The 23,485-nt window shown below is 66.3% G+C and carries 28 protein-coding genes and 2 tRNA genes; 19 read left to right on the plus strand and 11 right to left on the minus strand.

The window, feature by feature from the left end; genetic code table 11:
• The first annotated feature begins 317 nt into the window (after positions 1-317).
• From HX774_RS12910 to HX774_RS12930, 5 genes are all read left to right on the plus strand, one after another.
• Positions 318-1,337 carry a hypothetical protein gene (locus HX774_RS12910; protein ID WP_178827321.1) on the plus strand — a complete coding sequence of 340 codons (1,020 nt, stop codon included), beginning with the start codon at positions 318-320 and terminating at the stop codon, positions 1,335-1,337.
• Between the two features lie 278 nt (positions 1,338-1,615).
• Positions 1,616-2,641, plus strand: coding sequence for a helix-turn-helix domain-containing protein (locus tag HX774_RS12915; protein WP_370523568.1), 1,026 nt, complete (start codon positions 1,616-1,618; stop codon positions 2,639-2,641).
• An 85-nt stretch (positions 2,642-2,726) separates the two neighbouring features.
• Complete coding sequence (locus tag HX774_RS12920) at positions 2,727-3,443, plus strand: CPBP family intramembrane glutamic endopeptidase (RefSeq protein WP_178827323.1); 717 nt, start codon at positions 2,727-2,729, stop codon at positions 3,441-3,443.
• A 330-nt stretch (positions 3,444-3,773) separates the two neighbouring features.
• Entirely contained in the window at positions 3,774-5,105 is a 1,332-nt protein-coding gene (locus HX774_RS12925; protein WP_178827325.1) for a DNA methyltransferase, read from the plus strand.
• Positions 5,102-5,524, plus strand: a complete 423-nt coding sequence (locus tag HX774_RS12930; RefSeq protein WP_178827327.1) for a DUF5681 domain-containing protein — start codon at positions 5,102-5,104, stop codon at positions 5,522-5,524. The genes HX774_RS12925 and HX774_RS12930 overlap by 4 nt, the downstream gene beginning before the upstream one ends.
• A 25-nt stretch (positions 5,525-5,549) precedes the next feature.
• Here HX774_RS12930 and HX774_RS12935 read toward each other — a convergent pair whose 3' ends face one another.
• Complete coding sequence (locus tag HX774_RS12935) at positions 5,550-5,756, minus strand: helix-turn-helix domain-containing protein (protein ID WP_178827329.1); 207 nt, start codon at positions 5,754-5,756, stop codon at positions 5,550-5,552.
• A gap of 119 nt (positions 5,757-5,875) precedes the next feature.
• On the opposite strand from HX774_RS12935, the gene HX774_RS12940 reads away from it, so the two are divergent.
• The 4 genes from HX774_RS12940 (at position 5,876) to HX774_RS12955 (ending at position 8,789) form a co-directional block, all read left to right on the plus strand.
• Entirely contained in the window at positions 5,876-6,421 is a 546-nt protein-coding gene (locus HX774_RS12940) for a hypothetical protein (protein WP_178827331.1), read from the plus strand.
• 69 nt (positions 6,422-6,490) lie between these two features.
• A complete protein-coding gene (locus HX774_RS12945; RefSeq protein ID WP_178827333.1) occupies positions 6,491-6,757 on the plus strand; it encodes a DUF3489 domain-containing protein in 267 nt (88 codons plus the stop codon).
• Complete coding sequence (locus HX774_RS12950) at positions 6,754-7,176, plus strand: DUF2924 domain-containing protein (RefSeq protein WP_178827335.1); 423 nt, start codon at positions 6,754-6,756, stop codon at positions 7,174-7,176. Before HX774_RS12945 ends, HX774_RS12950 begins: the two co-directional genes overlap by 4 nt.
• The gene (locus HX774_RS12955; protein WP_178827337.1) at positions 7,176-8,789 is read left to right on the plus strand and encodes a recombinase family protein; all 1,614 of its coding nucleotides are present in this window, start codon (positions 7,176-7,178) and stop codon (positions 8,787-8,789) included. Before HX774_RS12950 ends, HX774_RS12955 begins: the two co-directional genes overlap by 1 nt.
• Positions 8,790-9,206: 417 nt before the next feature.
• On the opposite strand, the gene HX774_RS12960 is transcribed toward HX774_RS12955, so the two are convergent.
• A tRNA-Ser gene (locus tag HX774_RS12960) sits at positions 9,207-9,296 on the minus strand.
• Between the two features lie 147 nt (positions 9,297-9,443).
• Here HX774_RS12960 and msrA point away from each other — a divergent pair.
• Positions 9,444-10,106, plus strand: a complete 663-nt coding sequence (msrA, locus tag HX774_RS12965; RefSeq protein ID WP_178827339.1) for a peptide-methionine (S)-S-oxide reductase MsrA — start codon at positions 9,444-9,446, stop codon at positions 10,104-10,106.
• Complete coding sequence (locus tag HX774_RS12970) at positions 10,106-10,447, plus strand: MmcQ/YjbR family DNA-binding protein (RefSeq protein ID WP_178827341.1); 342 nt, start codon at positions 10,106-10,108, stop codon at positions 10,445-10,447. The genes msrA and HX774_RS12970 overlap by 1 nt, the downstream gene beginning before the upstream one ends.
• A 163-nt stretch (positions 10,448-10,610) precedes the next feature.
• Here HX774_RS12970 and HX774_RS12975 read toward each other — a convergent pair whose 3' ends face one another.
• The 8 genes from HX774_RS12975 to flgF all read right to left on the minus strand — a co-directional run bounded on the left by HX774_RS12975 (position 10,611) and on the right by flgF (position 17,096).
• Entirely contained in the window at positions 10,611-12,407 is a 1,797-nt protein-coding gene (locus tag HX774_RS12975; RefSeq protein WP_178827343.1) for a DUF885 family protein, read from the minus strand.
• A gap of 69 nt (positions 12,408-12,476) precedes the next feature.
• Positions 12,477-12,974, minus strand: a complete 498-nt coding sequence (locus tag HX774_RS12980; RefSeq protein WP_178827345.1) for a hypothetical protein — start codon at positions 12,972-12,974, stop codon at positions 12,477-12,479.
• An 8-nt stretch (positions 12,975-12,982) separates the two neighbouring features.
• Positions 12,983-13,414: a hypothetical protein gene (locus HX774_RS12985; protein ID WP_178827347.1), complete on the minus strand. Its 432-nt coding sequence runs from the start codon at positions 13,412-13,414 to the stop codon at positions 12,983-12,985.
• A gap of 38 nt (positions 13,415-13,452) precedes the next feature.
• A complete protein-coding gene (locus HX774_RS12990) occupies positions 13,453-13,920 on the minus strand; it encodes a hypothetical protein (RefSeq protein WP_178827349.1) in 468 nt (155 codons plus the stop codon).
• A 122-nt stretch (positions 13,921-14,042) separates the two neighbouring features.
• Positions 14,043-14,759 (minus strand): flagellar basal body L-ring protein FlgH, encoded by a 717-nt coding sequence (flgH, locus tag HX774_RS12995; RefSeq protein WP_178827352.1) that lies wholly within the window; start codon positions 14,757-14,759, stop codon positions 14,043-14,045.
• 11 nt (positions 14,760-14,770) lie between these two features.
• The gene (flgA, locus tag HX774_RS13000; protein ID WP_178827354.1) at positions 14,771-15,550 is read right to left on the minus strand and encodes a flagellar basal body P-ring formation chaperone FlgA; all 780 of its coding nucleotides are present in this window, start codon (positions 15,548-15,550) and stop codon (positions 14,771-14,773) included.
• A gap of 3 nt (positions 15,551-15,553) precedes the next feature.
• Positions 15,554-16,342 (minus strand): flagellar basal-body rod protein FlgG, encoded by a 789-nt coding sequence (flgG, locus tag HX774_RS13005; RefSeq protein WP_114815953.1) that lies wholly within the window; start codon positions 16,340-16,342, stop codon positions 15,554-15,556.
• Between the two features lie 16 nt (positions 16,343-16,358).
• Complete coding sequence (gene flgF, locus HX774_RS13010; protein ID WP_178827356.1) at positions 16,359-17,096, minus strand: flagellar basal-body rod protein FlgF; 738 nt, start codon at positions 17,094-17,096, stop codon at positions 16,359-16,361.
• Between the two features lie 179 nt (positions 17,097-17,275).
• On the opposite strand from flgF, the gene HX774_RS13015 reads away from it, so the two are divergent.
• The 7 genes from HX774_RS13015 to HX774_RS13045 all read left to right on the plus strand — a co-directional run bounded on the left by HX774_RS13015 (position 17,276) and on the right by HX774_RS13045 (position 22,651).
• Positions 17,276-17,920: a flagellar basal body-associated FliL family protein gene (locus HX774_RS13015; protein ID WP_178827358.1), complete on the plus strand. Its 645-nt coding sequence runs from the start codon at positions 17,276-17,278 to the stop codon at positions 17,918-17,920.
• A gap of 59 nt (positions 17,921-17,979) precedes the next feature.
• Positions 17,980-18,981 (plus strand): flagellar motor switch protein FliM, encoded by a 1,002-nt coding sequence (fliM, locus tag HX774_RS13020; protein WP_370523578.1) that lies wholly within the window; start codon positions 17,980-17,982, stop codon positions 18,979-18,981.
• 1 nt (position 18,982) lies between these two features.
• The gene (locus tag HX774_RS13025; RefSeq protein WP_178827360.1) at positions 18,983-19,579 is read left to right on the plus strand and encodes a DUF6468 domain-containing protein; all 597 of its coding nucleotides are present in this window, start codon (positions 18,983-18,985) and stop codon (positions 19,577-19,579) included.
• A 165-nt stretch (positions 19,580-19,744) separates the two neighbouring features.
• Positions 19,745-20,713: a MotE family protein gene (locus HX774_RS13030; RefSeq protein ID WP_178827362.1), complete on the plus strand. Its 969-nt coding sequence runs from the start codon at positions 19,745-19,747 to the stop codon at positions 20,711-20,713.
• Between the two features lie 59 nt (positions 20,714-20,772).
• Positions 20,773-21,012: a DUF3297 family protein gene (locus HX774_RS13035; protein ID WP_105564633.1), complete on the plus strand. Its 240-nt coding sequence runs from the start codon at positions 20,773-20,775 to the stop codon at positions 21,010-21,012.
• Between the two features lie 91 nt (positions 21,013-21,103).
• Positions 21,104-22,540 carry a M20/M25/M40 family metallo-hydrolase gene (locus HX774_RS13040; protein ID WP_255500446.1) on the plus strand — a complete coding sequence of 479 codons (1,437 nt, stop codon included), beginning with the start codon at positions 21,104-21,106 and terminating at the stop codon, positions 22,538-22,540.
• Positions 22,541-22,566: 26 nt separating this feature from the next.
• A tRNA-Leu gene (locus tag HX774_RS13045) sits at positions 22,567-22,651 on the plus strand.
• 322 nt (positions 22,652-22,973) lie between these two features.
• Here the strand turns inward: HX774_RS13045 and HX774_RS13050 are convergent.
• Positions 22,974-23,276: a hypothetical protein gene (locus HX774_RS13050; protein ID WP_178827364.1), complete on the minus strand. Its 303-nt coding sequence runs from the start codon at positions 23,274-23,276 to the stop codon at positions 22,974-22,976.
• On the opposite strand from HX774_RS13050, the gene HX774_RS19765 reads away from it, so the two are divergent.
• Positions 23,275-23,485, plus strand: a 211-nt coding sequence (locus HX774_RS19765) for a hypothetical protein (RefSeq protein ID WP_218650416.1), incomplete at its 3' end; no start/stop codon positions are given. The genes HX774_RS13050 and HX774_RS19765 overlap by 2 nt on opposite strands.

Below are 23,485 nucleotides of genomic sequence, written 5' to 3' on the forward strand. Positions count from 1 at the left end.
CGTGGGCTCGGAGATGTGTATAAGAGGCGGATGTAATGCGACAGCCGGTCGAAACCGGAAGGCGGGAGAACCTATATGCGCCAGAGCGCCTCGAGCGCGTGCTGTTGGTCAGGACCCATCTTCGCGGAAGGCATTATGGCCAGCGGTCATGCGAACCGCACCAACAGGTCGAACACATGGCCGCACCGACCAGGCTCAGCAGAACGTCAAATCAATCCTTGCCAACGGAGAGCCGTCCACACATGGCGCTTCGCTGACGGAAATGCCTGACGCTGCTAGACGTACGGCACGCTTGTTGACCGATCTCTGGAGCAGTCATGCCTGAAAAAGTCGAGCACCCCGAGATCGGGATTGACCGCGCCACCTTCTCGCGGGGCAGAGTCCAGACCACCGCATCCCTCCATCTCACGGGAGGGCTCCAGGCCCTGATGGTCAGTGAAGGATGGTCTATCCGTCCCATCGCGACCGAGGGAGGGCTAGGGGTTTTTCGAGCATTTCCGCGCAATGAGATCGATCGGTTTGCGGGACTAGCCGGCCTACGGGTTATTGGCGGAGACCAAGTCTCAGGAGCCGAAGGGCCTCTGCCTGCCCGATTTTGGACGCCTCAGTATGGGCCGGCACGGCAATTTTCGCCTGCGGATGAATGGGGGTCGATCGCGATCGCCGCGGCCCGGAGTAAGGACTACCGCGTCGCGGAGATGGCCCGAAAGATCGCAGTGAGCCTCACCGCCGCCGGCATCCGCGTCCGAGACGCGTCCGATGCTTACCATGCCCAGTTGGTCGATGCCCTGATCGCTAAAAAGGCGGTAGGCAGCCGATTTGCGAACACCGCTCTCTTGGATCTGTTTCTAGATTTCCATTCGCTCCTTTCAGAGATGGCGAGCGCACGCGACTACATTGCCGAATATGCGGGCCATAAGCTCGGCGCGCCAACGCGGGTCGATGCCCTAAATCGCTTCGAAGATTGGGTGACGGCCGAAAGCCGGCGCGACAAGGCCGCGGACCCTCTGGCCATCGCCCTAGTCGGTTCAAGGGAGGTGGGAGCACCTAACGCTTGGCTTGGAGAATTGACCGGATATCGAAATCTCGTCCTGCACAAGACCCCACTCGCTGCAATGTCGGACACAGCACGGCTTACGCTAGCCGAACGGCAGGTCGAGGAAATCAGTGTCCGACTGATAGAGGTTCATATTCCTGACATCGCTAACGAAGGTGCGACCTGCGAGGCTTTAACAAAGTTCGTCTCGCTTCATGAGCGGCTTCTAGAACTTGCGGGTCTGGCCGCAGATCAGGCGGGCTATTCGGCTGCACCGCCGAGTTTCGTGGTCAGGGGATAACGCGCGAAGGGCGCGCTCGCATCTTCGAAAGATGAAGGAGCTGTGATGAGGTGCAGCACCTCGAAGTTCGCCTTCCGGTTTGGCCGCCAATGTCCACTCCTGGCGCATTGTAGCCGCGGCACGAACCGCAAGTCCTTCAGGGCAGGAAGCGGGAGGCCGATTGGTGCGGCCTCCGATCGCAGAACCCAACTGCTTGACCCTTTAATCCCGTGGGATATGCCTGCCCGCCGACGGCAAATACGGAATCTGTTCTGCACCAGTTCGATGTCATCGTCCGCGTGACCTGCGCCACGCTGCTGCTTGTCGCCGCCGTCGCCCTGTTGCGGCGTGGGCGACGGGCGGACTATGTCTGGTTCGCGCCTTTCGCCCTCTGCCTGTGCGGCTATCTTGCCGGCAACACGACTGTCGAGGCGCTGCAGCTTCCGGGCCTGATCGGTCGCGTCGGCGTGCTCCTGGGCGGCTTCGTCGCTGTCTCGCTCTGGTGGTTCTGTCTGGCGGTATTCGACTGGAGCTTCCGGCCCCGAGGTCCCGTGCTGGCCCTGGGTCTGGCCTGGATGGTCATCGCCTCAGCCGATCGGGGCTTCTTGGGGGCGGGGCTCGCGGATCGCGGCCTGTCCTGGATCCTGATTGTATTCGGCTGCCTGATGATGGGGCATCTGGCCTGGCGGCTGTATCGCGATCGGGACAGCGACCTGCTGGACCGCAGGCGGCGGTCGCGTTTGGCGGTGGTCGTCTTGCTAGCGGGAATTCTGATCATCGACATGGCCATAGACGTCCTGCTGGGACTGGAGTGGCGCTCCCAGACTTACGCGGTCGGCCAGAACCTGGTCTGTCTGGGCTTCGCCGCCTGGCTACTGACCCTGGGCGGGGAGGGTGCGCCCACGCCACCCCATTTCGCGACGGCGCAGCAGGTCGAGACCGACGCGCTGGTCGCTCGACTGCATCGTCTGGTCGAGGTCGAGAAAATCCATCTGGATCCGGCGCTCGATCTGGCGGGCTTTGTCCGCCGGATGGGAGCGCCCGAAAAAACGGTGCGCCGGCTGATCAACCACCAACTCGGCCATGACCATTTCCGCACTTTCCTGAACGCCTGGAGGATGGAGGAGGCGCGCCGCCTGCTCGCCGACCCGGCGCGCCGGGGGGACAAGCTGATCGTAATCGCAATGGACAGCGGCTTCGCCTCGCTGTCCTCGTTCAACCGCGTCTTCCAGTCGGTGCAAGGCATGACGCCCGGCGCCTATCGCCGCGCCCTCCAGTCGCGTGAGGCAGATGGCGGCGTGAGGAGCCAGGTCGCCGGGTTCTGAGATCCGTTTCGCCGTCTTTCGAGAAGCGGGCGCCGCACCGGTCGGGGCAGAAATCGTCCCACTCGCAGACATCAAGGAGCGCGGCGTGGACGGTTTCATTGGAATTCTGGGCGTAGTGGCCCTGATGCTGGGCGCGGGCATCGTGCTGGGGGCGCTTCTGCCGGGGCGGATGTCCCTGCCCTGGCTGTTGGCGGCGGCGGCGCTGGTCCTAATGAACGATCTGATGCTGACCAACGGATACGGCCTGTTCCCGAACCTGCCGCTGGGCGGCGACTGGAACTGGCAGGGCAAGATCCTGGCGCTGGCGGCGTCTGCTGTCGTGATAGCCCTGCCAGGATTTGGGCGGCGCGAGACGGGCCTGACTTTGGTCCAGGCGGCCGGCAGTTTGAAGACGGCCTTACCGGTCGCCGGCCTCTATGTCGGCTTGTTCATGGTCCTGGCCCTGATTTTCCCCAACGATCGCCCCTCGGTCGAGACCCTGATCTTCCAGCTGACGATGCCGGGGCTGGAGGAGGAGGTTTTCTATCGTGGCGTCCTGCTGGTCGCCCTTGGACGCGCTTTCGCCGGGCGTGTGCGGTTCCTGGGCGTGGACTGGGGGCTGGGCGCGATCCTCTCCTGCATGCTTTTCGGTCTGGCGCATGCTTTTGGCTTCAGCAACGGCGAGTTCTCTTTCGACCCGCTGACGATGGGTTTGACGGCCGTCCCGTCCCTGATCGCCGTTTGGATGGTGCTGAAAACCCGTAGCCTGATGCTGCCCGTGCTGCTGCACAACTTCGGCAATGCGGTGATGATGCTGGTTTGAAGGCTGTGCAGCTGGGGGACGGAGGCCATTTCGGGTCGGAGCGAGCACGCGGGGGGAAGCTTTCCGCCGCCGCGCGCCGGTCGAGAGCCACGGGCTGGCGGATTCAACGGTAGGAGTCTTTCACCGCCCGCGCTTTTGACGTATTTATAGGTTGTCTCCAGCGGAGACCTGCGTTGCCTGAGGCGACGCCACCCCGAACCGCTGTCCGACGGCCCGGTCTGCTTAAATGCCGCCGTCATCAAGACCCATGCTCAGCATTCGCCGGGCATGGCTTTCTTGAACAGCCGGGTCATCCACGCAGCGGGCTCCGGCGCATGACGGGAACGCGTTATGGCCCACCTGCAAATCACATATCGCCCCATTGGCGACCTGCGACCGCGCGCTGGTAATCCACGAACCCACAGTCAAAAGCAGATCGACCAGATCGCCCGCTCCATCCAGCGGTTTGGCTTCGCCAGCCCGGTGCTCATCGACAAGGATAATGGCGTCGTCGCCGGCCATGGCCGGATTACTGCGGCCAAACAGTTGGGCCTGACTGAGGTCCCGACGGTCTGCCTGGCCGACATGAGCGAGGCCGACGTGCGCGCCTACGTCATTGCGGATAATCGGCTGGCGGAGAACGCCGGCTGGGATCGCAACCTTCTTGGGGTCGAGTTCCAATATCTGGCCGATCTGGATGTGGATTTCGATCTGTGCCTGACCGGTTTCGAATTGCCCGAGATCGACGCCATTCTTAGCGATATCGGAACGGAAGGCGCCAAGGGCTTCCCCGATGACGCAGTGCCCGCATCCGCTGCGGGCCCCGCTGTCACGCGCCCGGGCGATGTCTGGCAGATCGGGCGTCATCGCCTGATCTGCGGGGATGCGTTGCAGGCTGAGACCTACGCTCAACTCCTCGGCGAGGAGAAGGCGGGGATGGTGTTCGCCGATCCGCCGTACAATGTCCCCATCGCAGGCCATGTTTCCGGGTTGGGAAGGGCCCAGCATCGAGAGTTCGCTATGGCGTCGGGAGAGATGGCCAGCGAAGAATTCGCTAACTTCCTCTTTCGGGTCTTCACCCAGGTGACCAAGGCGTCGGCGGAGGGCTCCATCCATTTCCACTGCATGGACTGGCGCCATTTGCCCGAGATTCTGCAGGCGGGAACCGCCGCCTACAGCGAATTGAAAAACCTTTGCGTCTGGACCAAGACCAACGGGGGCATGGGCTCGCTCTATCGATCGGCGCATGAACTGGTGCTCGTCTTCAAATATGGCCGAGCGCCGCATGTGAACAACGTGGAGCTCGGGCGGCACGGCCGGTATAGGACCAATGTTTGGGCTTATGCCGGAGCCAACAGTTTCGGTGCCGGTCGGGACGAGGATCTGGCGGATCACCCCACCGTGAAGCCTGTCGCCATGATCATGGACGCCATCCGCGACTGCTCGCGCCGTGGCGACATCGTGCTGGATCCCTTTGCGGGCTCTGGCAGCACCCTTCTGGCGGCGCACCGGACCGGCCGCCGCGGGTGCGGCGTCGAGATCGATCCGCTCTACTGCGACGTTATCATCCGCCGCCTCAGTGAAAGGGCCAAGCTTCAGGCGACGCTTGAGGGGGACGGCAGGGTGTTCGCTGACGTCGCCGAGGTGAGGGCGAGCCAGCAAGTCGAGGAGGGCGCAGCATGACCGACCATCCTGAGGGCCCCAATAATCCGGCCAAAGACACGCGGTTCAAGCCTGGCAGGTCGGGGAATCCGAAGGGGCGCCCGCGCAAGGTCCCGCAAGCGCAAATCCCGAGCCAGCAAGGCCGTGACGTGCGTGCGATCGCCCGGATCAAAATCCCCGTGAAAACGCCAGCTGGGGTCAAGAAAATGACCCTGGATCAGGCCATTTACTACCGTATCTTCATCGACGCGGCGAACGGCAAGATCTCTCAGCAGAGGCAGGCGATCAAGCTGATCCAGGACGCCTTCGGAGACAACATCCTCCAAGATAGTCGCCTGAGGTGGATTGATCAGCATGCTCCCGACTATCAGGACGTTGGCTCCAAGGACCCGTTGATCCGGGCGTTCATGATCAGTCTGGCGGAACGCTCCAAGAGATAGCTGGAAATTATGGAGCGGACTGCTCTCAGTCCAGCAGGTCGCCAATCTTGATTTCTAGGGCGCGGGCCAGGCGGTCGATTACATCGATCGTCGGGTTCCGCGCCCCTCTCTCGAGATCACTCACGTAGGTTCGATGGATGCCTGCCTCGTGGGCAAAAGCTTCCTGGCTCAGATCCTTGGCGCGGCGGTGCTTTTGCAGGTTGGCGGCAAGGCGTTGGCGGACGTTTTCCATCCCCACTTGGACATGGCTATGTCGTCGATAGGTCTACAGACGATCAGAGACAATCGGCTTGACTTGTTTGTGGTTGAGACCATGACGATGTCACTCATCGTCTACAGGAGGTCCGCTGCATGGATGCCGCCCCCAAAGCCGCTGTCGCTGCCGGTGGCGTTACGCCGGATGCGTCGGCCGTCCGGCGCTTCACGACCAAACAAATGGGCGATGCCTGCGAAATGCTGGTTGCGGCTGAGCTGACGCTCGCCGGAATTCCCGCGTTGAAAGTTCCCGACAACTGGCCCCATTACGATGTCATCGCCCAGCCCCTGGGTGCGCCTGCCCAGCGGATTTCGGTGAAGTCGCGGACCTTTAAAAGGGGCGCGGCCTACGTCTACTACAAGGCCGGAGACATGTTCGATTGGCTGGCGATCGTTATTTTATCGGGTGAGGGCGGCGCGCTGCGCCAAGTCTACATGGTGCCCAAGGCCACGGCCGATCACCATGCACGGCACGACAAGCCCACCAGCCGAACGGCCAATGACCGATACTTCCGCATCGACGAGGTCGAGCGCCTGTTCTCGGCCTTCAGCAGCAACTTCACCTTGGACGAGATCGGCTCCCACACGAAGAAGGGGCTGGCCCAGGAAACCATTGGACAAGCGCCCGTCCCAGAGCGGTAGTGAACCGCCCGGCCGCCCCGGGCTCAGGTCAGTAGGGCGCTTAGCCTGGCTCACCTGGACCGGAACATCATGACCAAGGCCAACATCGACATCGACCCATCCGGCGATACGCTCGCCCCGGTTGGTCCGAGGCTTTCCAAGCTGGATCATCTTATCGCCCTGCTGGGCGGCCCTGACGGCGCTTCCATGGCGCAGATGATGGCCGTAACCGCCTGGCAGGCTCATTCGATCCGCGGCGCTATGGCCGGCGCGCTCAAACGCAAAGGCTACACCGTCGTGAGCGCGAAGGCTGAGGTCGGTCGGCGCTGGCGGATCATGCAGGAGGCGGGCCAGTGAACTGCACCGACGATCTTCAGGCGCTTGAAACGATGAAAATCGACACCCTGCGCGCGGTCTGGCGTGGGCGCTTCGGCGAACCGCCGCCGCTTCGATCCGGGGACCTCATGCGCCGGGCTCTGGCCGAGCGCATGCAGATGGCGGTCGAAGGCGGGGACAGCGCCCTCGACAAGCGTCTGGCCCAGACCGCCGCCCGGCATCGGACGGGACGTAAAGCCACCATCCGCACCGTCACCTTCAAGTCCGGTTCGCGGCTCGAACGGACCTGGCAGGGGCAGCGACATCAAGTCGAGGTGGTGGAGGGAGGATTTATCTGGGAAGGCCGGCCCTACAAGAGCCTCTCCCACGTCGCCCGCGCCATTACGGGTGTCCGGTGGAACGGTCCGCGGTTCTTTGGCCTGCGTGAGGTCGCCGCTTGATGTTAGCGCCCAAGACGATCCGCTGCGCCATCTACACCCGCAAGAGCACCGAGGAGGGGTTGGAGCAGGACTATAACTCGCTGCATGCGCAGCGTGACGCCTGCGCCGCCTACGTGATGTCTCAAGCGGGGGAGGGCTGGGTGCTCCTTCCCGAGATATACGACGATGGCGGCTTCAGTGGGGGCAATCTGGAGCGCCCGGCGCTTCGCCGCCTGATGACGGAGATCGAGGCCAAGCGCGTCGACGTGGTCGTGGTTTATAAAGTTGATCGCCTGACGCGGTCGTTGCCGGACTTCTCCAGGATCGTCGATGTGCTTGACCGTACGGGCGCCAGCTTCGTCAGCGTGACCCAGGCCTTCAACACCACCACCTCCATGGGCCGGTTGACCCTGAACGTGCTCCTTTCATTCGCCCAGTTCGAGCGGGAGGTCACGGGCGAGCGGATACGCGACAAAATTGCGGCGTCGAAGAAGAAGGGGCTCTGGATGGGCGGACGGCCCGTCCTTGGCTATGATCCAGACGGGCGGACGCTGAAGATCAACGAGGTCGAGGCCGAGATCGTACGCTGGATGTTCCAGCGCTACCTTGAACTCCGGTCCGTCAATAAGATGATAGACGAACTGGCGGCGCAAGGCGTGACCTCCAAGCGCTGGACGAACAAGGCGGGGGAGCCGAAGGGCGGCATGCCGATTGAGCGCGGAGGCGCCTATCACATGCTGCGCAACCCCATTTACGTCGGCGACATCCCCCACAAGGTCGACGTCTATCCTGGCCAGCATCCGGCCATAGTCGATCGTGAAACCTACGACGCAGTGCAGCAACTGCTGGATGAGACGAGAAGGAAGCGAACGCCCGGGAAGGCGAGGCCGCCCCACGCAGGTGCTCCACTTACGGGCCTGATTTTCGATAGCGTTGGTCACACGATGTCACCGGTCAGCGCGCCGAGGAAGGGAGGGGCGACCTATCGGTACTACGTCTCGACGGCGATCCAGAAGGGCAAGTCGGGTGCGGCTGGCGTCCACGGGAGAATCTCCGCGCCGATCATTGAGGCTGGGGTGCTCAACGCCGTCGCGCCGCTCATGCCGATCAAGGGGGCGGGCGATTGGTCAGCCATTCGCGATCTCATCGATCGTATCGAAATCGGGCGTGATACGATGCTCATACGCCTGGATCCGACCCGCTGCGACGAGTGGGTCGTCACGGATGCGGGCCGGATGATCCTTGAACGCCTGGAGCGCTTCGAGGACATGCCGATTCTGCGCCTTCCGCTCTCAGTCACGCGTCGCGGCGCCCTCACCATTATCGGCCCGGATGGGGCGAGCCCCATCATGCGCCGGACTGTCGACGGGGCGTTGAGCGCGGCGCTCGTGCGAGCTGAAGCTTGGAAGCGTAAGTTGATGACGGGCGAGGAAGCGACCCTGGCGGCTATCGCCCGCAAGGAAGGCATGACCGATGGCTATGCCGCGCGTTTGATCCGTGTCGCCTTCCTGGCTCCGGACCTCAAGCGCGCCATTCTTGACGGCACGCAGAAACCGTCCATGAGCCTCCAAGCGCTCATGACCTGCGATATGCCGCTCGCCTGGGCTGAGCAGCGGCGTCTCTACGCCGGCTGAGCCTCGCGCAGCACCCACTACATCGTCGCCAAAATTATCAGCCTGTTCGGGTCGATATAAAGCCCTGTTCGGTCGAATTACGATCCTGTTCCGTCGATTTTCTCCCCTGTTATTGCGCATTAGATTTTCTGACTTTTCCAATCCGGCAAGGTACGGAATAGTCGCGATTTTTGGGGAGATAGGCCTAGGAATTCCCGATGCCGAACCCCTGTTAAAATGGCGGTAACAGGAAAAGTAGGCAAAGGCCTAAACCAGACCCCCTCGCGCTAGACGGAGACAGGCGCGCTTTACGGCCGTGAATGGAGGCTGGTGGCGGCTATGAGAGACACGAATGCGGTCTCTACAAGCCGCTAAGGCACGGGAATGTGGGGCTTGTTTCCCGCTGTGGGGGAGACTTCAATCTAGCGAGCGAGTGTGTGGCGGACAGAGAGGGATTCGAACCCTCGGTAGGCTTTCACCTACACACGCTTTCCAAGCGTGCGCGATCGACCACTCCGCCACCTGTCCGTTTCCACGACGTCGCCGTGTAGCCGCTGGATGGTCGATCCAGCGAAGCGAGGCTGATAGAACAGCATGACCCCCTCGGCAAGCGCCCTTTGAGGCCCCATATGGGGGGAAGTCGATTTTGCCGCTGATTTCTGCGAGATTTTTCCGATGCTGTTCCAAAAGACCGCCGACCTGCCTACCGCCGAGACGGCTTTGCCGGGGCGCGAGGCGGCGCTGACGACGGATGCGACTCACTTTGTGCTGGGTCATGCGCTGAAGGGGCCGCATCCCGAGGGGTTCGAGACTGCGGTGTTCGGCATGGGCTGTTTCTGGGGCGTGGAGCGGGTGTTCTGGTCGTTGCCGGGCGTCTGGGTCACGTCGGCGGGCTATGCGGGCGGGATCACGCTGAACCCGACCTATGAAGAGGTCTGCTCGGGGCGGACGGGTCATACCGAGGTGGTGCAGGTCGTGTTTGATCCTGCGGCGATTTCCTATGGCGATCTGCTGAAGGCCTTCTGGGAGAACCATGACCCGACCCAGGGAATGCGTCAGGGCAATGACCAGGGCACGCAGTATCGCTCGGCCATCTACACCCTGAACGAGGCCCAGCAGGCGGAAGCCGAGGCGTCACGCGACGCCTATCAGGCGGCGCTGAGCGCGGCGGGCAGGGGGACGATCACGACCGAGATCGAGCCGGCGGGCCCCTATTACTTCGCTGAGGACTATCACCAGGGCTATCTGGCCAAGAACCCGGCCGGATATTGCGGCATCGGCGGGACCGGGGTGGTCTGCCCCATCGGCGTCGGCGTCACCATGGGCGCTGGGGCCTGATGGACCGGGCGGGGGTCGGCCAGGTTTGCCTGGCGCTGCCGGGGGCGACGCTGGACCATCCGTTCGGCGACGACCACGACGCCTACAAGGTCGGCGGCAAGATGTTCGTCATGGTGGGGGCGACCGGCGGAGTGTCGTTCAAGGTCTCGGACATCGCCTATGAGGTGCTGACCGAGAGCGGCCATGCGCGGCCGGCGCCCTATATGGCGCGCGCCAAGTGGGTGAACCTGCCGCGCATCGACGACTGGGCCGATGAGGAGCTGGCGGACCATATCCGGTCGGCGCACGCGATCATCGTTGGGAAGCTGACGAAGAAGGCGCGGGCGGAGCTGGGGCTTTAGGGAGCCCAGGGTTCTTTCCTGCCTGTCGCGGAGCGGTGGGGAGGGGGATCGTTGCTGATAGGGGATGAGGCGGCGGGAGCGACTCCGCGTCTGATCTCTGTGCCGCCCCCTCCACCGCTACGCGGTCCCCCTCCCCATGAAATGGGGAGGAAGGAAGGGCGGCCTACCTCGCCTTCTGCTCGGCGATCCAGCGGTCCATGCGGGCGTCGAGGAGGTCCAGCGGCAGGGGGCCGTCGACCAGCAGGGCGTCGTGGAAGGTGCGGACGTCGAAGCGGTCGCCCAACTCGCGTTCGGCCTTCTGACGGATCTGGCGCAGGCGGATCTCGCCGATCTTGTAGGCCGTGGCCTGACCGGGCCAGCCGATGTAGCGCTGCAACTCGGTCTCGATGTTGTGCGGGGCCAGGGCCGAGTTGTCGCGGAAGCAGGCGCGGGCCTGTTCCGTGGTCCAGCCCATCCAGTGCAGGCCGGTGTCGGCCACCAGGCGGCAGGCGCGCCACATCTCGTAGCTGAGACGGCCGAAGCGTTCGTAAGGGGTGCGATAGATGCCCATCTCTTCACCCAGAAACTCGGAATAGAGGCCCCAGCCCTCGGTGAAGGCGGTCACGTCGGCGCCGCGACGGTAATAGGGCTGATCCGCCGCCTCTTGTTGCAGGGCGATCTGCAGGTGGTGGCCGGGGACGGCCTCGTGGACGGTCAGGGCCGGCAGTTCATAGAGGGGGCGCTGATCCAGTTTCGAGGTGTTGACGATATAGCCGCCGGCCACGCCGTTCTGCATCGAGCCGGGGTTGTAGCGGCCGGTGGTGTAGCTGTCCTCGATCTCGCGCGGGACGGGGCGCACGCCATAGGGCAGGCGGGGCAGGGTGCCGAACAGGGCGGGCAGGCCGTCGTCGGCGCGCTTGGCGATTTCCGACGCCTTTTCCAGCAGTTGTTCGCGGCTGGTGGCATAGAATTGCGGATCGGTGCGCAGGAAGTGGAGGAAGCCGGCGAAGTCGCCGGTCCAGCCGGCGGCGCGCATTTCGTCCTGCATCCGGGCGCGGATGCGGGCGACCTCTTCCAGGCCGATCTGATGCACCTGATCCGGGGTCAGGTCGGAGGTGGTGTCGCTGCGCACCATGAAGGCGTAGAGGTCGCGACCGCCGGGACGATGGGTCAGGCCCGGCTCGGTCGGGGCCTTGGGCAGGTAGTCGTCACGCAGCATGGCCAGCCAGGCCTGACGCCGGGCCGTGATGGGGCCGTCGACCAGAGCCTTGGCGCGGGCGCGAAGGGCGTCCTGATCCGTTGCCGGGATATTGGCGGGCAGGGCGGCGAAGGGCTGCATCAGCACATCGCCGTCGGGGCCGGGCGTCACGTCGCGCTGAGCCTGACCCAGGGCGCTGTCGACCACGGAGCGGGCCTGAATGAGGCCGGTCGATAGGCCGCGGCGGGCGTTGGCGACGCCGGCGTCGTAATAGGCGGGGGCCGCCTCCAGTCGGGCCAGCCAGGCGTCGGCGTCGGCGCGGTTGGCGATGCGGATCGAACTGGCCAGATAGGACAGGGTCTGGCCGGGACCGCCCTCGGAATCAAAGGCCAGACGCGACGGGTCCAGGGCGATCCGCTCCAGCTCGCGGGCGATCAGATAGCGGGAGAAGGCGTGGTTCAGCCGCTGGACCGCGTCGAGCGCGGCGGGATTGATGGCGTCCAGCCGGGTCAGCAAGGCCTGAAGCGGGGCCTGACGCGTCAGGTCGCCGGCGCGGCTGGGGTCGGGCAGGCGCGACAGGGCGTCACGGTCGCCGTCCATGCCCGAGCTGATCGGATCGACGCGGCGGAGGTAGGCCTCGTAGTCGCTCAGAACGCCGGCGAGGGCAGCGGCGTCGGGCGAGGTCGCGGTGGCGGCGGGGCGCGGCGGGACGCTCTCGGCCAGAGCCGGCGTCGCCGTCATGAAGGCCGCGAGCGCCGCCCCGATCAGAAGTTGCTTGTCCATACTGTCCTCCCTCAAGCGGGAGGGAGGAGACAGGGCCGAAGGCGGACGGTCAAGCTGTCTCGGCGGGCGTCACCCGCACAGGGTGAAGAAGCGGTCGATCTGCGGGGCCGAGCCTTGCTGGGCGACCAGGGGGGTGCGGTAGTCGGGGCCGTATGTCGCCAGCCAGCCCAGCTTGCGGAAGCGCAGGAAGACCGGGTCAGTGGTGCGGGCGACGGCGGTTAGGTCGAGGCCGTCGTGCATGGCTGAGGGCTCGGCCTTGGCGGGATAGGTTTCGGTATCCCCGCCGGATTCCAGGGCGATGACGCGGGGGTGGTCCTCGGCGACGGTCTGCAGGATTTGCAGGGCGCCCGAGCCTGGACGGCACGACAGGTCCAGCGGCACGTCGTCGGTCTCGGCCATGCCGTAGGAGAGGCTGGCTTCATCCGCGTCCGCGTTCAGATGCCAGTCGTAGCCGGCGACGGGGATCGGCGCGCCGTTGGTCGCGGCTGTCAGGTGGGACGTTGTCGGCGCGCAGGCGGACAGGGCGAGCGCCGCCGCGGCGGGGGCAAGCCAGATGATGGGGCGCATGGAAATCCTCAGCCGGTGCAGAGTTCGGCGAACCGGCGCAGCTTGGACAGATTCGCCCGATCGATCTCTATCGCAGAGGATTGTTCGCCGACCGTGACCTGCAACCGTCCATTGGCCTGGAAGGCGGCGAAGACGGGGTGGTCGGCGCGCAGCATGGTCTGCAACTGGCCGCGCCGGGGGCGAACCTCGGCGTTGGCGGAGGCCGCGCCCGAGGTGACGACGGCTATGCCCTCGGCGGGGGCGGCGTCATAGAGGGTCAGGCGCACGATGCTGGAGCCGGGCGCGCACTCCAGGGTGGTGCGCAGGCGCGGCGTATCGGGGATCTCGTTGGCCAGAACGAGAGGGCCGTTGTCGGCATAGAGGGTCCAGGCCCAGACTTCGGCCGGGGTTGGCGCAGTCTGGAGCGTCAGGGCCAAGGCGAGGCCAAGCAAGGCGGTCATGGTTCAGCCCCCGCTGATGGGTTCGAAGGCGACTTTGATCAGGCGTGGCTGGAAGCGCAATAGCCGAGGAAGTTCTGAACCAGGCGACGTTCGGCGCGACTGGCCCGCAGTTGCTTGGCGCCGGCCTCGGTCTGCACCGCCATCCGGCCTCCGCGCGCCAGGCCGGTTAGGGCTTCGTCGGTCAGGGGCAGGCGCGTCTCGAAGGCTTCGCCGTCCGACAGGGGGTCGATCGGCTGCGGCCCCAGGGCGGCGGGGACCAGGGCGGGGCTTCGGGGCTGGGCGTCGCCATAGACGGCAGCCGTGCGGTCGCCGGGCGAGCAGGTCAGCATCAGGGCCACCTGATCGGAATCCGCCAGCCCATAGGCCAGCTTGGCCATCGGCCCTTCGTGCAGCAGATGCCAGCCCGCCGCGCCTTCGCCGGGGGCGGCGGGGGCGGTGGTCATGGCCTGGCCGCCAAGAACGGCCAGGCTGAGGGCGGCGGCGGCGGGAAGCAGAGACTTCAACATTACAAATCACTCGCGTTCGACAGAGCAAACGCGGGTCGCTTGTTAAGGGTTCACCGCTCCGCTTGAACGCGCGCGATTCCGTGATGGCGAGTCACTGGAAAAACACGCTCGCCGAACGCGGGTCAGAAGGGGCTGAAGCGCTCCACCAGGGACTGGGCGGCGGGGCTGGCCTGCATCCGGCTGATGTCGCCGCGACCGCCGTAGCTGATGCGGGCCTCGGCGATCTGGGTGTGGGCGATGGTGTTGGCCGAGGAGATGTCCTCGGGGCGCACGATGCCGGCCACGGTCAGTTCGCGGACCTCGCGGTTGGTGCGCACTTCTTGCCGACCCTGGATGACCATGTTGCCATTGGGCATGACGGCGGTGACGACGGCGGCGACGGTCAGGTTGACCCGCTCTGAGCGGTTGACGCTGCCCGAGCCCGAGGCGTTGGACTCGCCCTCGGTGCCGACCATCTTGGCGGGGTCGAAGCCGCCGGGGAAGGCGCGGCCCAGGCTGTTTTCCAGGCCGAAGAAGTTGGTGACGCCGCCGGAAATGCTGTTGTTGCGGGCGCGCTGGGTCGAGTTCTGGGTCTGGGCGCGGTCGTTGATGTCGATGTTGACGGTCAGGATGTCGCCGACGCGCCGGGCGCGCTGATCGCCGAAGAAGCTGCGGGCGCCGGTGCGCCACAGGCTGTTGGCCGAAGCCGGGGTCGGCGTGGGCAGATAGGCCTGCTCAACCGGAACCAGGGCGGCCGGGTAGCCGATGGGCGCCAGGTCCGGGCCTTTCAGGGTCTCTGTGACGGTGGAGCAGGCGCCCAGGGACAGGGCGGACGCGGCGAGGATCAGGACTTTACGCATGACGGGATCTCTCAGCGGGCGGCGAATTGTTGCGGATTGGCGCGGGCCATCTGGGCGGCGGGACCGGCGACGGCTCGGCCCGGGCCGACGGCGACGGCGTCGATGGTGCGGCCCGATTGGGTGTTCAGCACCGGCACGGCCTCGCCCGCCGAGGCGTCGCGGGTCGCCTTGCCGGTGACGGTCAGCTCGACGCCGCCGGAGATATAGGCGACCTCGACCATGTCGTTGCGGGCGATGACCTGGGGCGAGGCCAGATCGCGGCTGGCGACGACGGCGCCGGCGCGCAGCGCCCGCTTGGCCGACAGACCGACGACCTGGTCGGCGTCCTGGGGACCGCCGGCGGGGGCTTGGTGGGCCTGGACCGTGGACCAGATCACGTCGGAGGGCTGGATGATGTCGCCGGCGGCCAGACTGCGGACGTAGGTCAGGACCTCGACCGTGGCGCCGGGGCGTGAGGCCACGGTGGCGGCCGCCGGGCGGGCCGAGGCCTCGGCAGGCGCGGCGCCGCCTTCGCGGACGACGATGCGGCGCAGCCCTTGCGGGTTGGACCAGTCGAGACCGGCGCGGCGGGCGGCGGCCTGGATCTGGCTGGCCTCGAAGACGGCGGTGGCGCCGAGGCGCTGGCCGACCACGACGCCGGACGCCGCGCCCGCGTCGTCGAACAGCTCGCCCAGGGTGACGCGGCCGTCGTCGTCGGTCGGATCGGGCAGGAGACTGACGGGACCGGCCAGGGCCGGAGCGGCGAGGGCGGCGAGGGCCAAGGCCAGAGAAAGACTGCGGATCATGGCCATGACCTAGCTCTTCACCTGGGCCGAGACGGACAGCATTTCGTCGGCGGTGGTGATGACCTTGGAGTTCATCTCATAGGCGCGCTGGGCCACGATCAGGTTGGTGATCTCGCTGACCGCGTCGACGTTGGAGGCCTCGGTATAGCCCTGCAACAGGTGGCCGTAGCCCGGCTCGTTCGGGGCGCCGATGGTGGCCGCGCCCGAGGCGGCGGTTTCCAGCAGCAGGTTGTCGCCGATGGCTTCCAGGCCCGCCTCGTTGAAGAAGGTGGCCAGCTCCAGCTGACCGACGGTCTGCGGCGCGGTCTGGCCCTGGGTCGTGACCTGGACCTGGCCCGACTTGGAGATGGTGACGTCGATGGCGTCCTGGGGGATGGTGATGGCGGGTTCGACCGCATAGCCGTCTTCGGTGACGAGCTGGCCCTCGCCGTTCACCGCGAAGTTGCCGGCGCGGGTATAGGCGATCTCGCCCGAGGGCATGGTGATCTGGAAGTAGCCCTTGCCGTCGATGGCGATGTCATAGGGGTTGCCCGAGCGCGTGGGGCTGCCCTGTTCGGTGATGCGGTAGACGCTGCCGGCCTTGACGCCGGCGCCGATCTGGATGCCGGTCGGGACGACGGTGCCCTGGGTCGAGGACTGCGAGCCCATGCGCTCGACGTTCTGGTACAGCAGGTCCTGGAACTCGGCCCGCTGACGCTTGAAGCCGACCGTGTTCATGTTGGCGATGTTGTTGGAGATGACCTCGACGTTCAGCTGTTGAGCCAGCATGCCGGAGGTGGCGGTTCTGAGAGCGCGCATCGTTCAGGCGTCCTTACTAGCTGACCCGGCCCAGCCGCTCGACCGAGCGGCGTGACAGGTCGTTGGCGTTTTCGATCATCTTGGTCACGCGCTCGTAGGCGCGACTGATCTCGATCAGATTGGTGATCTCTTGCAGGGTGTTGACGTTCGAGCCCTCCAGCATGCCCTGGCGGATCTGGACGTCCGGGGCGTCGACGGGCTGGGCGTTGGAGGTGTTGCGGTAGAGGCCGTCGCCGCTTTTCTGCAAGGCGCCGAGGGCGTCGAAGCGGACGGCGTTCAGGCGGCCGACGGGCTGGCCCTGCTGGCTGATCGTGCCGTCGGCGCCGACGCTGACCGGGCCGAGTTCGGGGTCGAGGGTGATCGGGGCGCCGTCGCCCAGGACCGGCAGGCCCTGCTTGGTGGTCAGCACGCCCTCGGCGTTGGTGGTGAAGCCGCCGTCGCGGGTATAGGCTTGGCCGGCGCCGCTCTGGACCGCGAAGAAGGCGCCTTCGCCCTCGATGGCGAAGTCCAGCGACCGGCCGGTCTGCTTCATCGAGCCCTGGCCGAAGTCGCGGCCGACGCCCTTGTCCAGCACGAAGCTGGCCGAGGGGCGGATGTTGTCGTTACGGGCGCGCTGACCGACCTCGGTCCCGACCATCAGCTGTTCGACCTTGAATCCGGTGGTGTCGGCGTTGGCGACGTTGTTCGCCACGATGTCGAGCTCGCGGCGAAGCGTCATCTGGCGGGACAATCCGATGTAGGCGGCGTTTTCCACGAGTGCGGCTCCTTCGCCGATCTCGTCGCAACGACCGTGCCAACAGGGTTAATCCAGTCACAGCGGGCGTTTGGGCCGGATTGACCCCTGCGGCGCCCGGCAGGATTTGCCGATTGTAAACGCCTCGTTAACCAAAATCGCTTCATCAGGATGGTTGTGAAGATCGGGGCGACGTGCGGATGCTGAAGCTGAAGCTGGGCAAGAAGAAAGACGCGGCGCCGGGCGGCGACGACGCCAACCTGCCCGCCGTGTCGGATGGCGAAGGCGGCGAGGGCGCGCCCGCCAAGAAGAAGCTGCCCCTGCTGTTCATCATCATCCCGGCGGCCCTGGTCGTGCTGGGCGGCGGCGGGGCTGCGGCCTTCCTGCTGATGAAGCCCAAGCCGGCCGAGGCCGAAGCGGGCGCCGAGCACGCGGCGCCGGCCAAGAAGGAAGAAAAGGCCAAGAAGGGCGGCGACCACGGCGGGGGCAAGGAGGGCGAGGCCGACCCGGCCCTGGGCAAGATCTCGTCCGGGCCTGACGGCGTGACCTTCTACACCCTGCCTGACCTGATCGTGAACATTCAGACGCCGGACGGGCGTCCGACCTATCTGAAGCTGAAGCTGACGCTGGAGATGAAGGACGCCGAACTGGCGACCCATCTGCAGGAAGAGACCCCGCGGATGCAGGACATGTTCCAGAGCTTCCTGCGCGAGCTGCGGCCCGAGGACATGGCCGGTTCGGCCGGCGTCTATCAGCTGAAGGTCGAGATCCTGCGCCGGGTCAATCTGATCGCGGCGCCCGGCAAGGTGGACGCCGTGCTGATCGAAGAAATGCTGGTGTCCTAGACATGACCGACACCCTGGCCGCCGAAAACGAACTGGACCCCTTCGGCGGCGAAGCCGACATGGGCGCGGCCCTGTCGGAACGCGTGCTGAACCAGGACGAGATCGACAGCCTGCTGGGCTTCGACATGGGCGACGGCGACGACTCCGAAAGGAGCGGCATCCGCGCCATCATCAACTCGGCCCTGGTGTCCTACGAGCGTCTGCCGATGCTCGAAATCGTCTTCGACCGCCTGGTGCGGTTGATGACGACCAGTCTGCGCAACTTCACTTCCGACAACGTCGAGGTCAGCCTCGACACCATCTCGTCGATCCGGTTCGGCGACTATCTGAACTCGATCCCGCTGCCGGCCATCCTGGCGGTGTTCCGGGCCGAGGAGCTGGACAACTACGGCCTGCTGACGGTCGATTCCAATCTGATCTATTCGATCGTGGACGTCCTGCTGGGCGGGCGTCGCGGCACGGCGGCGCTGCGCATCGAGGGCCGGCCCTACACCACCATCGAGCGGGTGCTGGTGCAGCGGATGGTCGAGGTCATCCTGAACGACGCCCGCGCCGCCTTCGAGCCGCTGACCCCGGTGCATTTCACCCTGGACCGGCTGGAGACCAATCCGCGTTTCGCCGCCATCGCGCGACCGGCCAACGCCGCCATCCTGGTCAAGCTGCGCATCGACATGGAAGATCGCGGCGGTCGGGTCGAACTGCTGCTGCCCTATTCGACGCTGGAGCCCATCCGCAAGATGCTGCTGCAGCAGTTCATGGGCGAGAAGTTCGGTCGCGACAACATCTGGGAGGGCCACCTGGCCACCGAGCTGTGGACCACGGAAACCGAGGTCCGCTGCGTGCTGGACGAGCAGCAGATCCCGCTGTCGCAGGCGCTGAATTTCAAGGTCGGCGACACCCTGATGCTGAACGTCTCGCCGGATTCCGAAGTCTCGGTGCGCGCCGGAACCATCCCGCTGACGACCGGCAAGATGGGTCGCAGGGGCCAGCATATCGCCGTGCGGGTCGAAGGCCCGATCAACCCCGACATCGCCGCCACTCTGAGCCGAGGGAAACGCTGACATGACCGGCATCATTCTCGATTCCATCCTCATGCTGCTGCTGGTCGCGGCCATCGGCTACGGCATCAAGCTAGAGAAAAAGCTGAAGGCCCTGCGCGAGGGGCAACTGGCCTTCGCCGGGGCGGTGAGCGAGCTGAACTCGGCCGCCGGGCGCGCCGAACAGGCGCTGGCGACGCTGCGCGCCTCGGGTCACGAGACCGACCTGCTGCACGACCGGATCATCAAGGCCCGCGCCGTGAAGCAGGAGCTGGAGGTGCTGATCGCCCGCGCCCCGGCAGGTCTGCCGCCGCGTTCGGCCTCATCGCAGTCTCAGATCGAGGCGCGCGAGGAGCCGGTGCTGGAGCTGAACACGCCGACGTCGCAGGTCTCGCCGCTGCTGGACGACGAGTCGCGCGCCCGCCGCATGGCTTCGCTGATGGAGCGGATCGAGGGCGCGCGCGCCGTGATGAAGGCTCCGGCGGCGCGTCCTGCCGCCGCCGCTCCCGTCGCCGCTGAAAGCTTCGCCCCAGTGCGTCAGGCCATGGCCGCTAACCATGCTGCGCAACAGAGCCTAAACCGCGCCCGTCGTAGCCTGGACGAAGATCTTTTCGCTGCATGATGCATTTTTAGACCCCTATGCCTGACGCGCGGCGTCAGGCGATTTGAGGGGAAGTTTCATTTTGACCCTATGTCCGAGGCGCGGCCTCGGACGACTTGAGGGGCGAAGTGTTTTTGTAGCCCCCATGCCTGTGCGGCGTCTGAACCGCCTTACCGAGTGCCACCGATGAGCAAGCTGCCCCGCCTTCTGCCCCTGATCGCCATCGCCATCGGCGGGGTCGTGGCCGTGCGCGCGGCGGGCGTGGCGCCGGAGCTGTTCCAGGGCGCGACCGCTTGGGCTCAGGAAGCCGTGACCGCCGAGACGCCGGGCGAGGGCGGGGCCGCCGCCGCCAAACCTGCGCCGGCCGTCTGCGCCCTGACGCCGGAACAGCTGGCCCAGCAGGCGGGGATTTCGCCGGCTGAACTGCGCATCATCCAGTCCCTGTCCAAGCGTCGCGACGCGCTGGACGCCCGCGACGCCGACTTCGCCACCACCCTGCCGCTGATGGTCGCCGCCGAGCAGAAGCTGGACGCCAAGCTGCAGGCGCTGGAGGCGCTCAAGGGCGAGATCGCGGCCCTGGTCGGTCAGGTGGACGAGAAGGAAAAGGCCGAGAACGACCGTCTGGTCGCCGTCTATTCCGCCATGCGGCCCAAGGAGGCGGCGGCGGTCTTCAACACCCTGGACGACAGCGTGCGCCTGCCCGTCGCCGCCGCCATGCGGCCTCGGACGCTGGCCGCCATCATGGCCCAGATGCCGCCCGCCGGCGCGCGTGAGCTGACCGAGAAGCTGGCCAAGCGCTTCCAGTCGCAACAGTTCGCCGCCCGCGCCGCCGCCGCGACGGCGGGTGCGCCCGCTGCGGCCCCGGCTGTGGTTCCGACTGCCGCCCCGGCTGCGGCTGCTGCGGCGCCCGCTCCGGTCCGCACGGCGGCGCCGGCGGCCGCGACCCCTGCTGCGACGCCGACGACGCCAGCCGCTAAACCAGCGGCGCAGCCCGCACGTCGCCCGGCTCCGCGCCCGGCTCCACGTCCGGCCCCGCGCCCCGCGCCCAGGCCCGCCGCTCCCGCCGCCGCGCCGGCCGAGGCCGGTCCGCGCCCCTATACGCCGCCCGCCGCCGAGGCCGGCCAGCCCGCCGCCGCCCGTCAATCGGTTCAGTAGGTTGGCATAGCGACCGCGCGCCGCTATTCAGCGCGCTTCGATTTTCGCGAGATCCTTCCATGTCCGACGCCCTGCCTGACCGCCTTTCGGTCGATCCCGACAGCCCCTTCCACGACGCCGACCTGCTGGCGCGCGGCATCGGCATCCTGTTCAAGGGCGAGGAAAAGACCAATGTCGAGGAATACTGCGTCTCGGAAGGCTGGGTCCGTCTGGCCGTCGGGAACCGCGTCGACCGTCGCGGCAAGGCCCTGACAGTCAAGCTGCAAGGCCCGGTCGAGCCCTTCCTCAAGGGCGAGTGATTTCTGCCCTCGCGGGCGGTGTCTGAGGCTTTCGGTCGCAGGCTTCGCCCGCTAGGGTCGCGCCTCATTCAGTGAGTCTGGGAGGCGCTCAATGTCGTTCAACGCCCGTCTGATGGCCGCCAGCGCATTGGCGCTCGGGCTGATCGCCGCGCCGGTTATGGCGCAGGACGCCAAGACCATCCGCGCCGCCGAACAGGTGCGCGATCAGGCGCTGCAAGCCAACATCGCGCTCGACTACGTCACCCAGGTCACGACCCGCTTCGGCGCGCGCCCGGCGGGTTCGCGCTCGGAACAGGCCGCCGCCGACTGGGCCGCCGACTATATGCGCGCCCACGGTTTTCAGAACGTCCGCATCGAACAGTTCCCTCTGGTCGGCTGGGAGCGGGGCGAGGAGAGCGCCGAGCTGCTGGGCGCCCGCCCGCAGAAACTGGTCGCCGCCGCCCTGGGCCATTCCATCGCCACGCCCGCCAACGGCATCGAGGCCGATGTGGTCTTCTTCGACGGTCTGGACGCCCTCATGGCGTCGCCTGCCGGCTCGCTGACCGGCAAGATCGCGGTCGTCGACGGCGGTCAGATGGTGCGGATGCAGGACGGCTCGGGCTATGGCTCGCTGTCGCGCATTCGCGGCCTGGGCCCGACCGAAGCCGCCAAGCGCGGCGCTGTGGCCTTCGTCATGCGCTCGGCTGGGTCGGACGAGCACCGCATGCCGCACACGGGCACGACCCGCTATGTCGAGGGCAAGGTGCCGCTGCCGGCCTTTGCCCTGAGCGCGCCCGACGCTGATCAAGTAGCGCGGCTGGTGAAGATGGGCGAGCCGGTACGGCTGCGCCTGAAGTCCACCGCCCACACCTATCAGACCCATAGCCAGAACGTGATCGGCGACATCGTCGGCGCGACCCGGCCGGACGAGATCATCGTCCTGGGCTCGCACATGGACAGCTGGGACTTAGGGACTGGGGCCATCGACGACGCGGCGGGCGGGGCCATCACCCTGGCCGCGGCCAAGCTGCTCGCCGAGCAGGGGCGTCCGGCGCGCACTGTGCGTGTCGTGCTCTATGGCTCGGAAGAGGTGGCCCAGCCGACCGACACCGGCAACGGCGGCGGCGCCTATGTCCGCAACATCGGCGCGGCGGGCGTCGAGAAGCACGTCATCGCGGGCGAGAGCGATTTCGGCGCCGACCGCGTCTATGCCCTGGGCCTGCCGCCCGGCGCGCAAGGGTCCGGCTTCGCCAAGATCGCGGAGCGCGTGCTGCGCCCGTTGGGAGTCCTGTCGTCGCCGGAGCCGGAGTTGTTCGGGGGCGTGGACATCGGCCCGCTGGCGGGGGCGGGCGTGCCGGTCTTCGGCCTGGCGCAGGACGGCACGCGCTACTTCGACCTGCACCACACCGCTGACGACACCCTGGACAAGATCGACCCGGCGCAGATGACCCAGAACGTCGCCGCCTGGGCCGCCCTGGTGCGCCTGATCGCCGATTCCAATGTGGACTTCCGCGCCCTGCGTTCGGCGGCTACACAAGCGAAGCCTTAGGGCCAAGCCCTAGGGTGGCTGAAGCCGCGAGCGTGGCGAAACTGGTAGACGCAGCAGACTTAAAATCTGCCGACTTCGGTCTTGCGGGTTCGACCCCCGCCGCTCGCACCACCATTAGTTTCAATGACTTATGGCCTATCTGGCCGCCATTCAGGCGGGTTGGTCGGCTTTTCTTCGTGCGTTGAAATTACAGGCTTTTCCTTGACCTTCCATCCATTCCCACAAGCTCCGAGCGCTGCAAGAGCGCCGCAAGGTTCCATTTTCGTTCACGGCGGAATTGCGAAAGCCCGCCCCGGCGAACCGGAGCGGGCCTGATAGCGGAGCCTGATGGCTCGACGCTGGAAGGGTATCTGTAATGCTGATTCCCTTTGGGGGTGCGAGTCCGCGCTAATGCCCGTCCCGTAAGGGTTTGGAGGTGATGCGCAGCAAGCATCTAGCCCGGCTTCGGTCGGGTCTCCGGCGCGGGGCAGTCCAGCCCCTTCATCCCCATCTCGTCGAAGAACCGGCACAGGCGGCCGACCTGCGCCCATCCGGCCTCGCCCCAGGCCTCGACTGCGTTGTCGTGCTGCTCGCCCGCGATCCGGCTGGTCAGTACATCGTCGGAGGGGATTGGCTTAGGCAGGACCCTCAAGTCCTCGGCACGCGGGAGGGATGCGCCCGGTGTCTCGCAGCTGGCGACAGCGACGCCGCAGCTCACGATCATCAGGCACGCCATCAGGAAGGGCTTGCGCGGCATGGTCTCTCTCCTCTTGCCGGTTGCGAATGGTGGTTGTGTCGGTCAGGGCTTCTTCAGCGCCGGTTTCCCGCGCGCTGGAGGCCTTCGCCTCGACCTTGGCTTGTTCGGCCGTCTGACGGTCGCGAACGCCCTCAGCCCCCCTGTGAGCGCAGTATCCGCCGAAGATCAGGAAGGCGGCGAGGACGGCGAAGAGCAGCCATATGCGGGGC

This window comes from Brevundimonas sp. P7753, assembly GCF_013386595.1.
GTDB classification, from domain to species: domain Bacteria; phylum Pseudomonadota; class Alphaproteobacteria; order Caulobacterales; family Caulobacteraceae; genus Brevundimonas; species Brevundimonas bullata.

Coding starts and splice junctions, on each gene's coding strand:
- HX774_RS12910 (WP_178827321.1), top strand. CDS start 318: ATGCCTGAAAAAGTCGAGCACCCCGAGATCGGGATTGACCGCGCCACC.
- HX774_RS12925 (WP_178827325.1), top strand. CDS start 3,774: ATGGCCCACCTGCAAATCACATATCGCCCCATTGGCGACCTGCGACCG.
- HX774_RS12930 (WP_178827327.1), top strand. CDS start 5,102: ATGACCGACCATCCTGAGGGCCCCAATAATCCGGCCAAAGACACGCGG.
- HX774_RS12935 (WP_178827329.1), bottom strand. CDS start 5,756: ATGGAAAACGTCCGCCAACGCCTTGCCGCCAACCTGCAAAAGCACCGC.
- HX774_RS12940 (WP_178827331.1), top strand. CDS start 5,876: ATGGATGCCGCCCCCAAAGCCGCTGTCGCTGCCGGTGGCGTTACGCCG.
- HX774_RS12945 (WP_178827333.1), top strand. CDS start 6,491: ATGACCAAGGCCAACATCGACATCGACCCATCCGGCGATACGCTCGCC.
- HX774_RS12955 (WP_178827337.1), top strand. CDS start 7,176: ATGTTAGCGCCCAAGACGATCCGCTGCGCCATCTACACCCGCAAGAGC.
- msrA (WP_178827339.1), top strand. CDS start 9,444: ATGCTGTTCCAAAAGACCGCCGACCTGCCTACCGCCGAGACGGCTTTG.
- HX774_RS12970 (WP_178827341.1), top strand. CDS start 10,106: ATGGACCGGGCGGGGGTCGGCCAGGTTTGCCTGGCGCTGCCGGGGGCG.
- HX774_RS12975 (WP_178827343.1), bottom strand. CDS start 12,407: ATGGACAAGCAACTTCTGATCGGGGCGGCGCTCGCGGCCTTCATGACG.
- HX774_RS12980 (WP_178827345.1), bottom strand. CDS start 12,974: ATGCGCCCCATCATCTGGCTTGCCCCCGCCGCGGCGGCGCTCGCCCTG.
- HX774_RS12985 (WP_178827347.1), bottom strand. CDS start 13,414: ATGACCGCCTTGCTTGGCCTCGCCTTGGCCCTGACGCTCCAGACTGCG.
- HX774_RS12990 (WP_178827349.1), bottom strand. CDS start 13,920: ATGTTGAAGTCTCTGCTTCCCGCCGCCGCCGCCCTCAGCCTGGCCGTT.
- flgH (WP_178827352.1), bottom strand. CDS start 14,759: ATGCGTAAAGTCCTGATCCTCGCCGCGTCCGCCCTGTCCCTGGGCGCC.
- flgA (WP_178827354.1), bottom strand. CDS start 15,550: ATGGCCATGATCCGCAGTCTTTCTCTGGCCTTGGCCCTCGCCGCCCTC.
- flgG (WP_114815953.1), bottom strand. CDS start 16,342: ATGCGCGCTCTCAGAACCGCCACCTCCGGCATGCTGGCTCAACAGCTG.
- HX774_RS13015 (WP_178827358.1), top strand. CDS start 17,276: ATGCTGAAGCTGAAGCTGGGCAAGAAGAAAGACGCGGCGCCGGGCGGC.
- fliM (WP_370523578.1), top strand. CDS start 17,980: ATGGGCGCGGCCCTGTCGGAACGCGTGCTGAACCAGGACGAGATCGAC.
- HX774_RS13025 (WP_178827360.1), top strand. CDS start 18,983: ATGACCGGCATCATTCTCGATTCCATCCTCATGCTGCTGCTGGTCGCG.
- HX774_RS13030 (WP_178827362.1), top strand. CDS start 19,745: ATGAGCAAGCTGCCCCGCCTTCTGCCCCTGATCGCCATCGCCATCGGC.
- HX774_RS13035 (WP_105564633.1), top strand. CDS start 20,773: ATGTCCGACGCCCTGCCTGACCGCCTTTCGGTCGATCCCGACAGCCCC.
- HX774_RS13040 (WP_255500446.1), top strand. CDS start 21,104: ATGTCGTTCAACGCCCGTCTGATGGCCGCCAGCGCATTGGCGCTCGGG.
- HX774_RS13050 (WP_178827364.1), bottom strand. CDS start 23,276: ATGCCGCGCAAGCCCTTCCTGATGGCGTGCCTGATGATCGTGAGCTGC.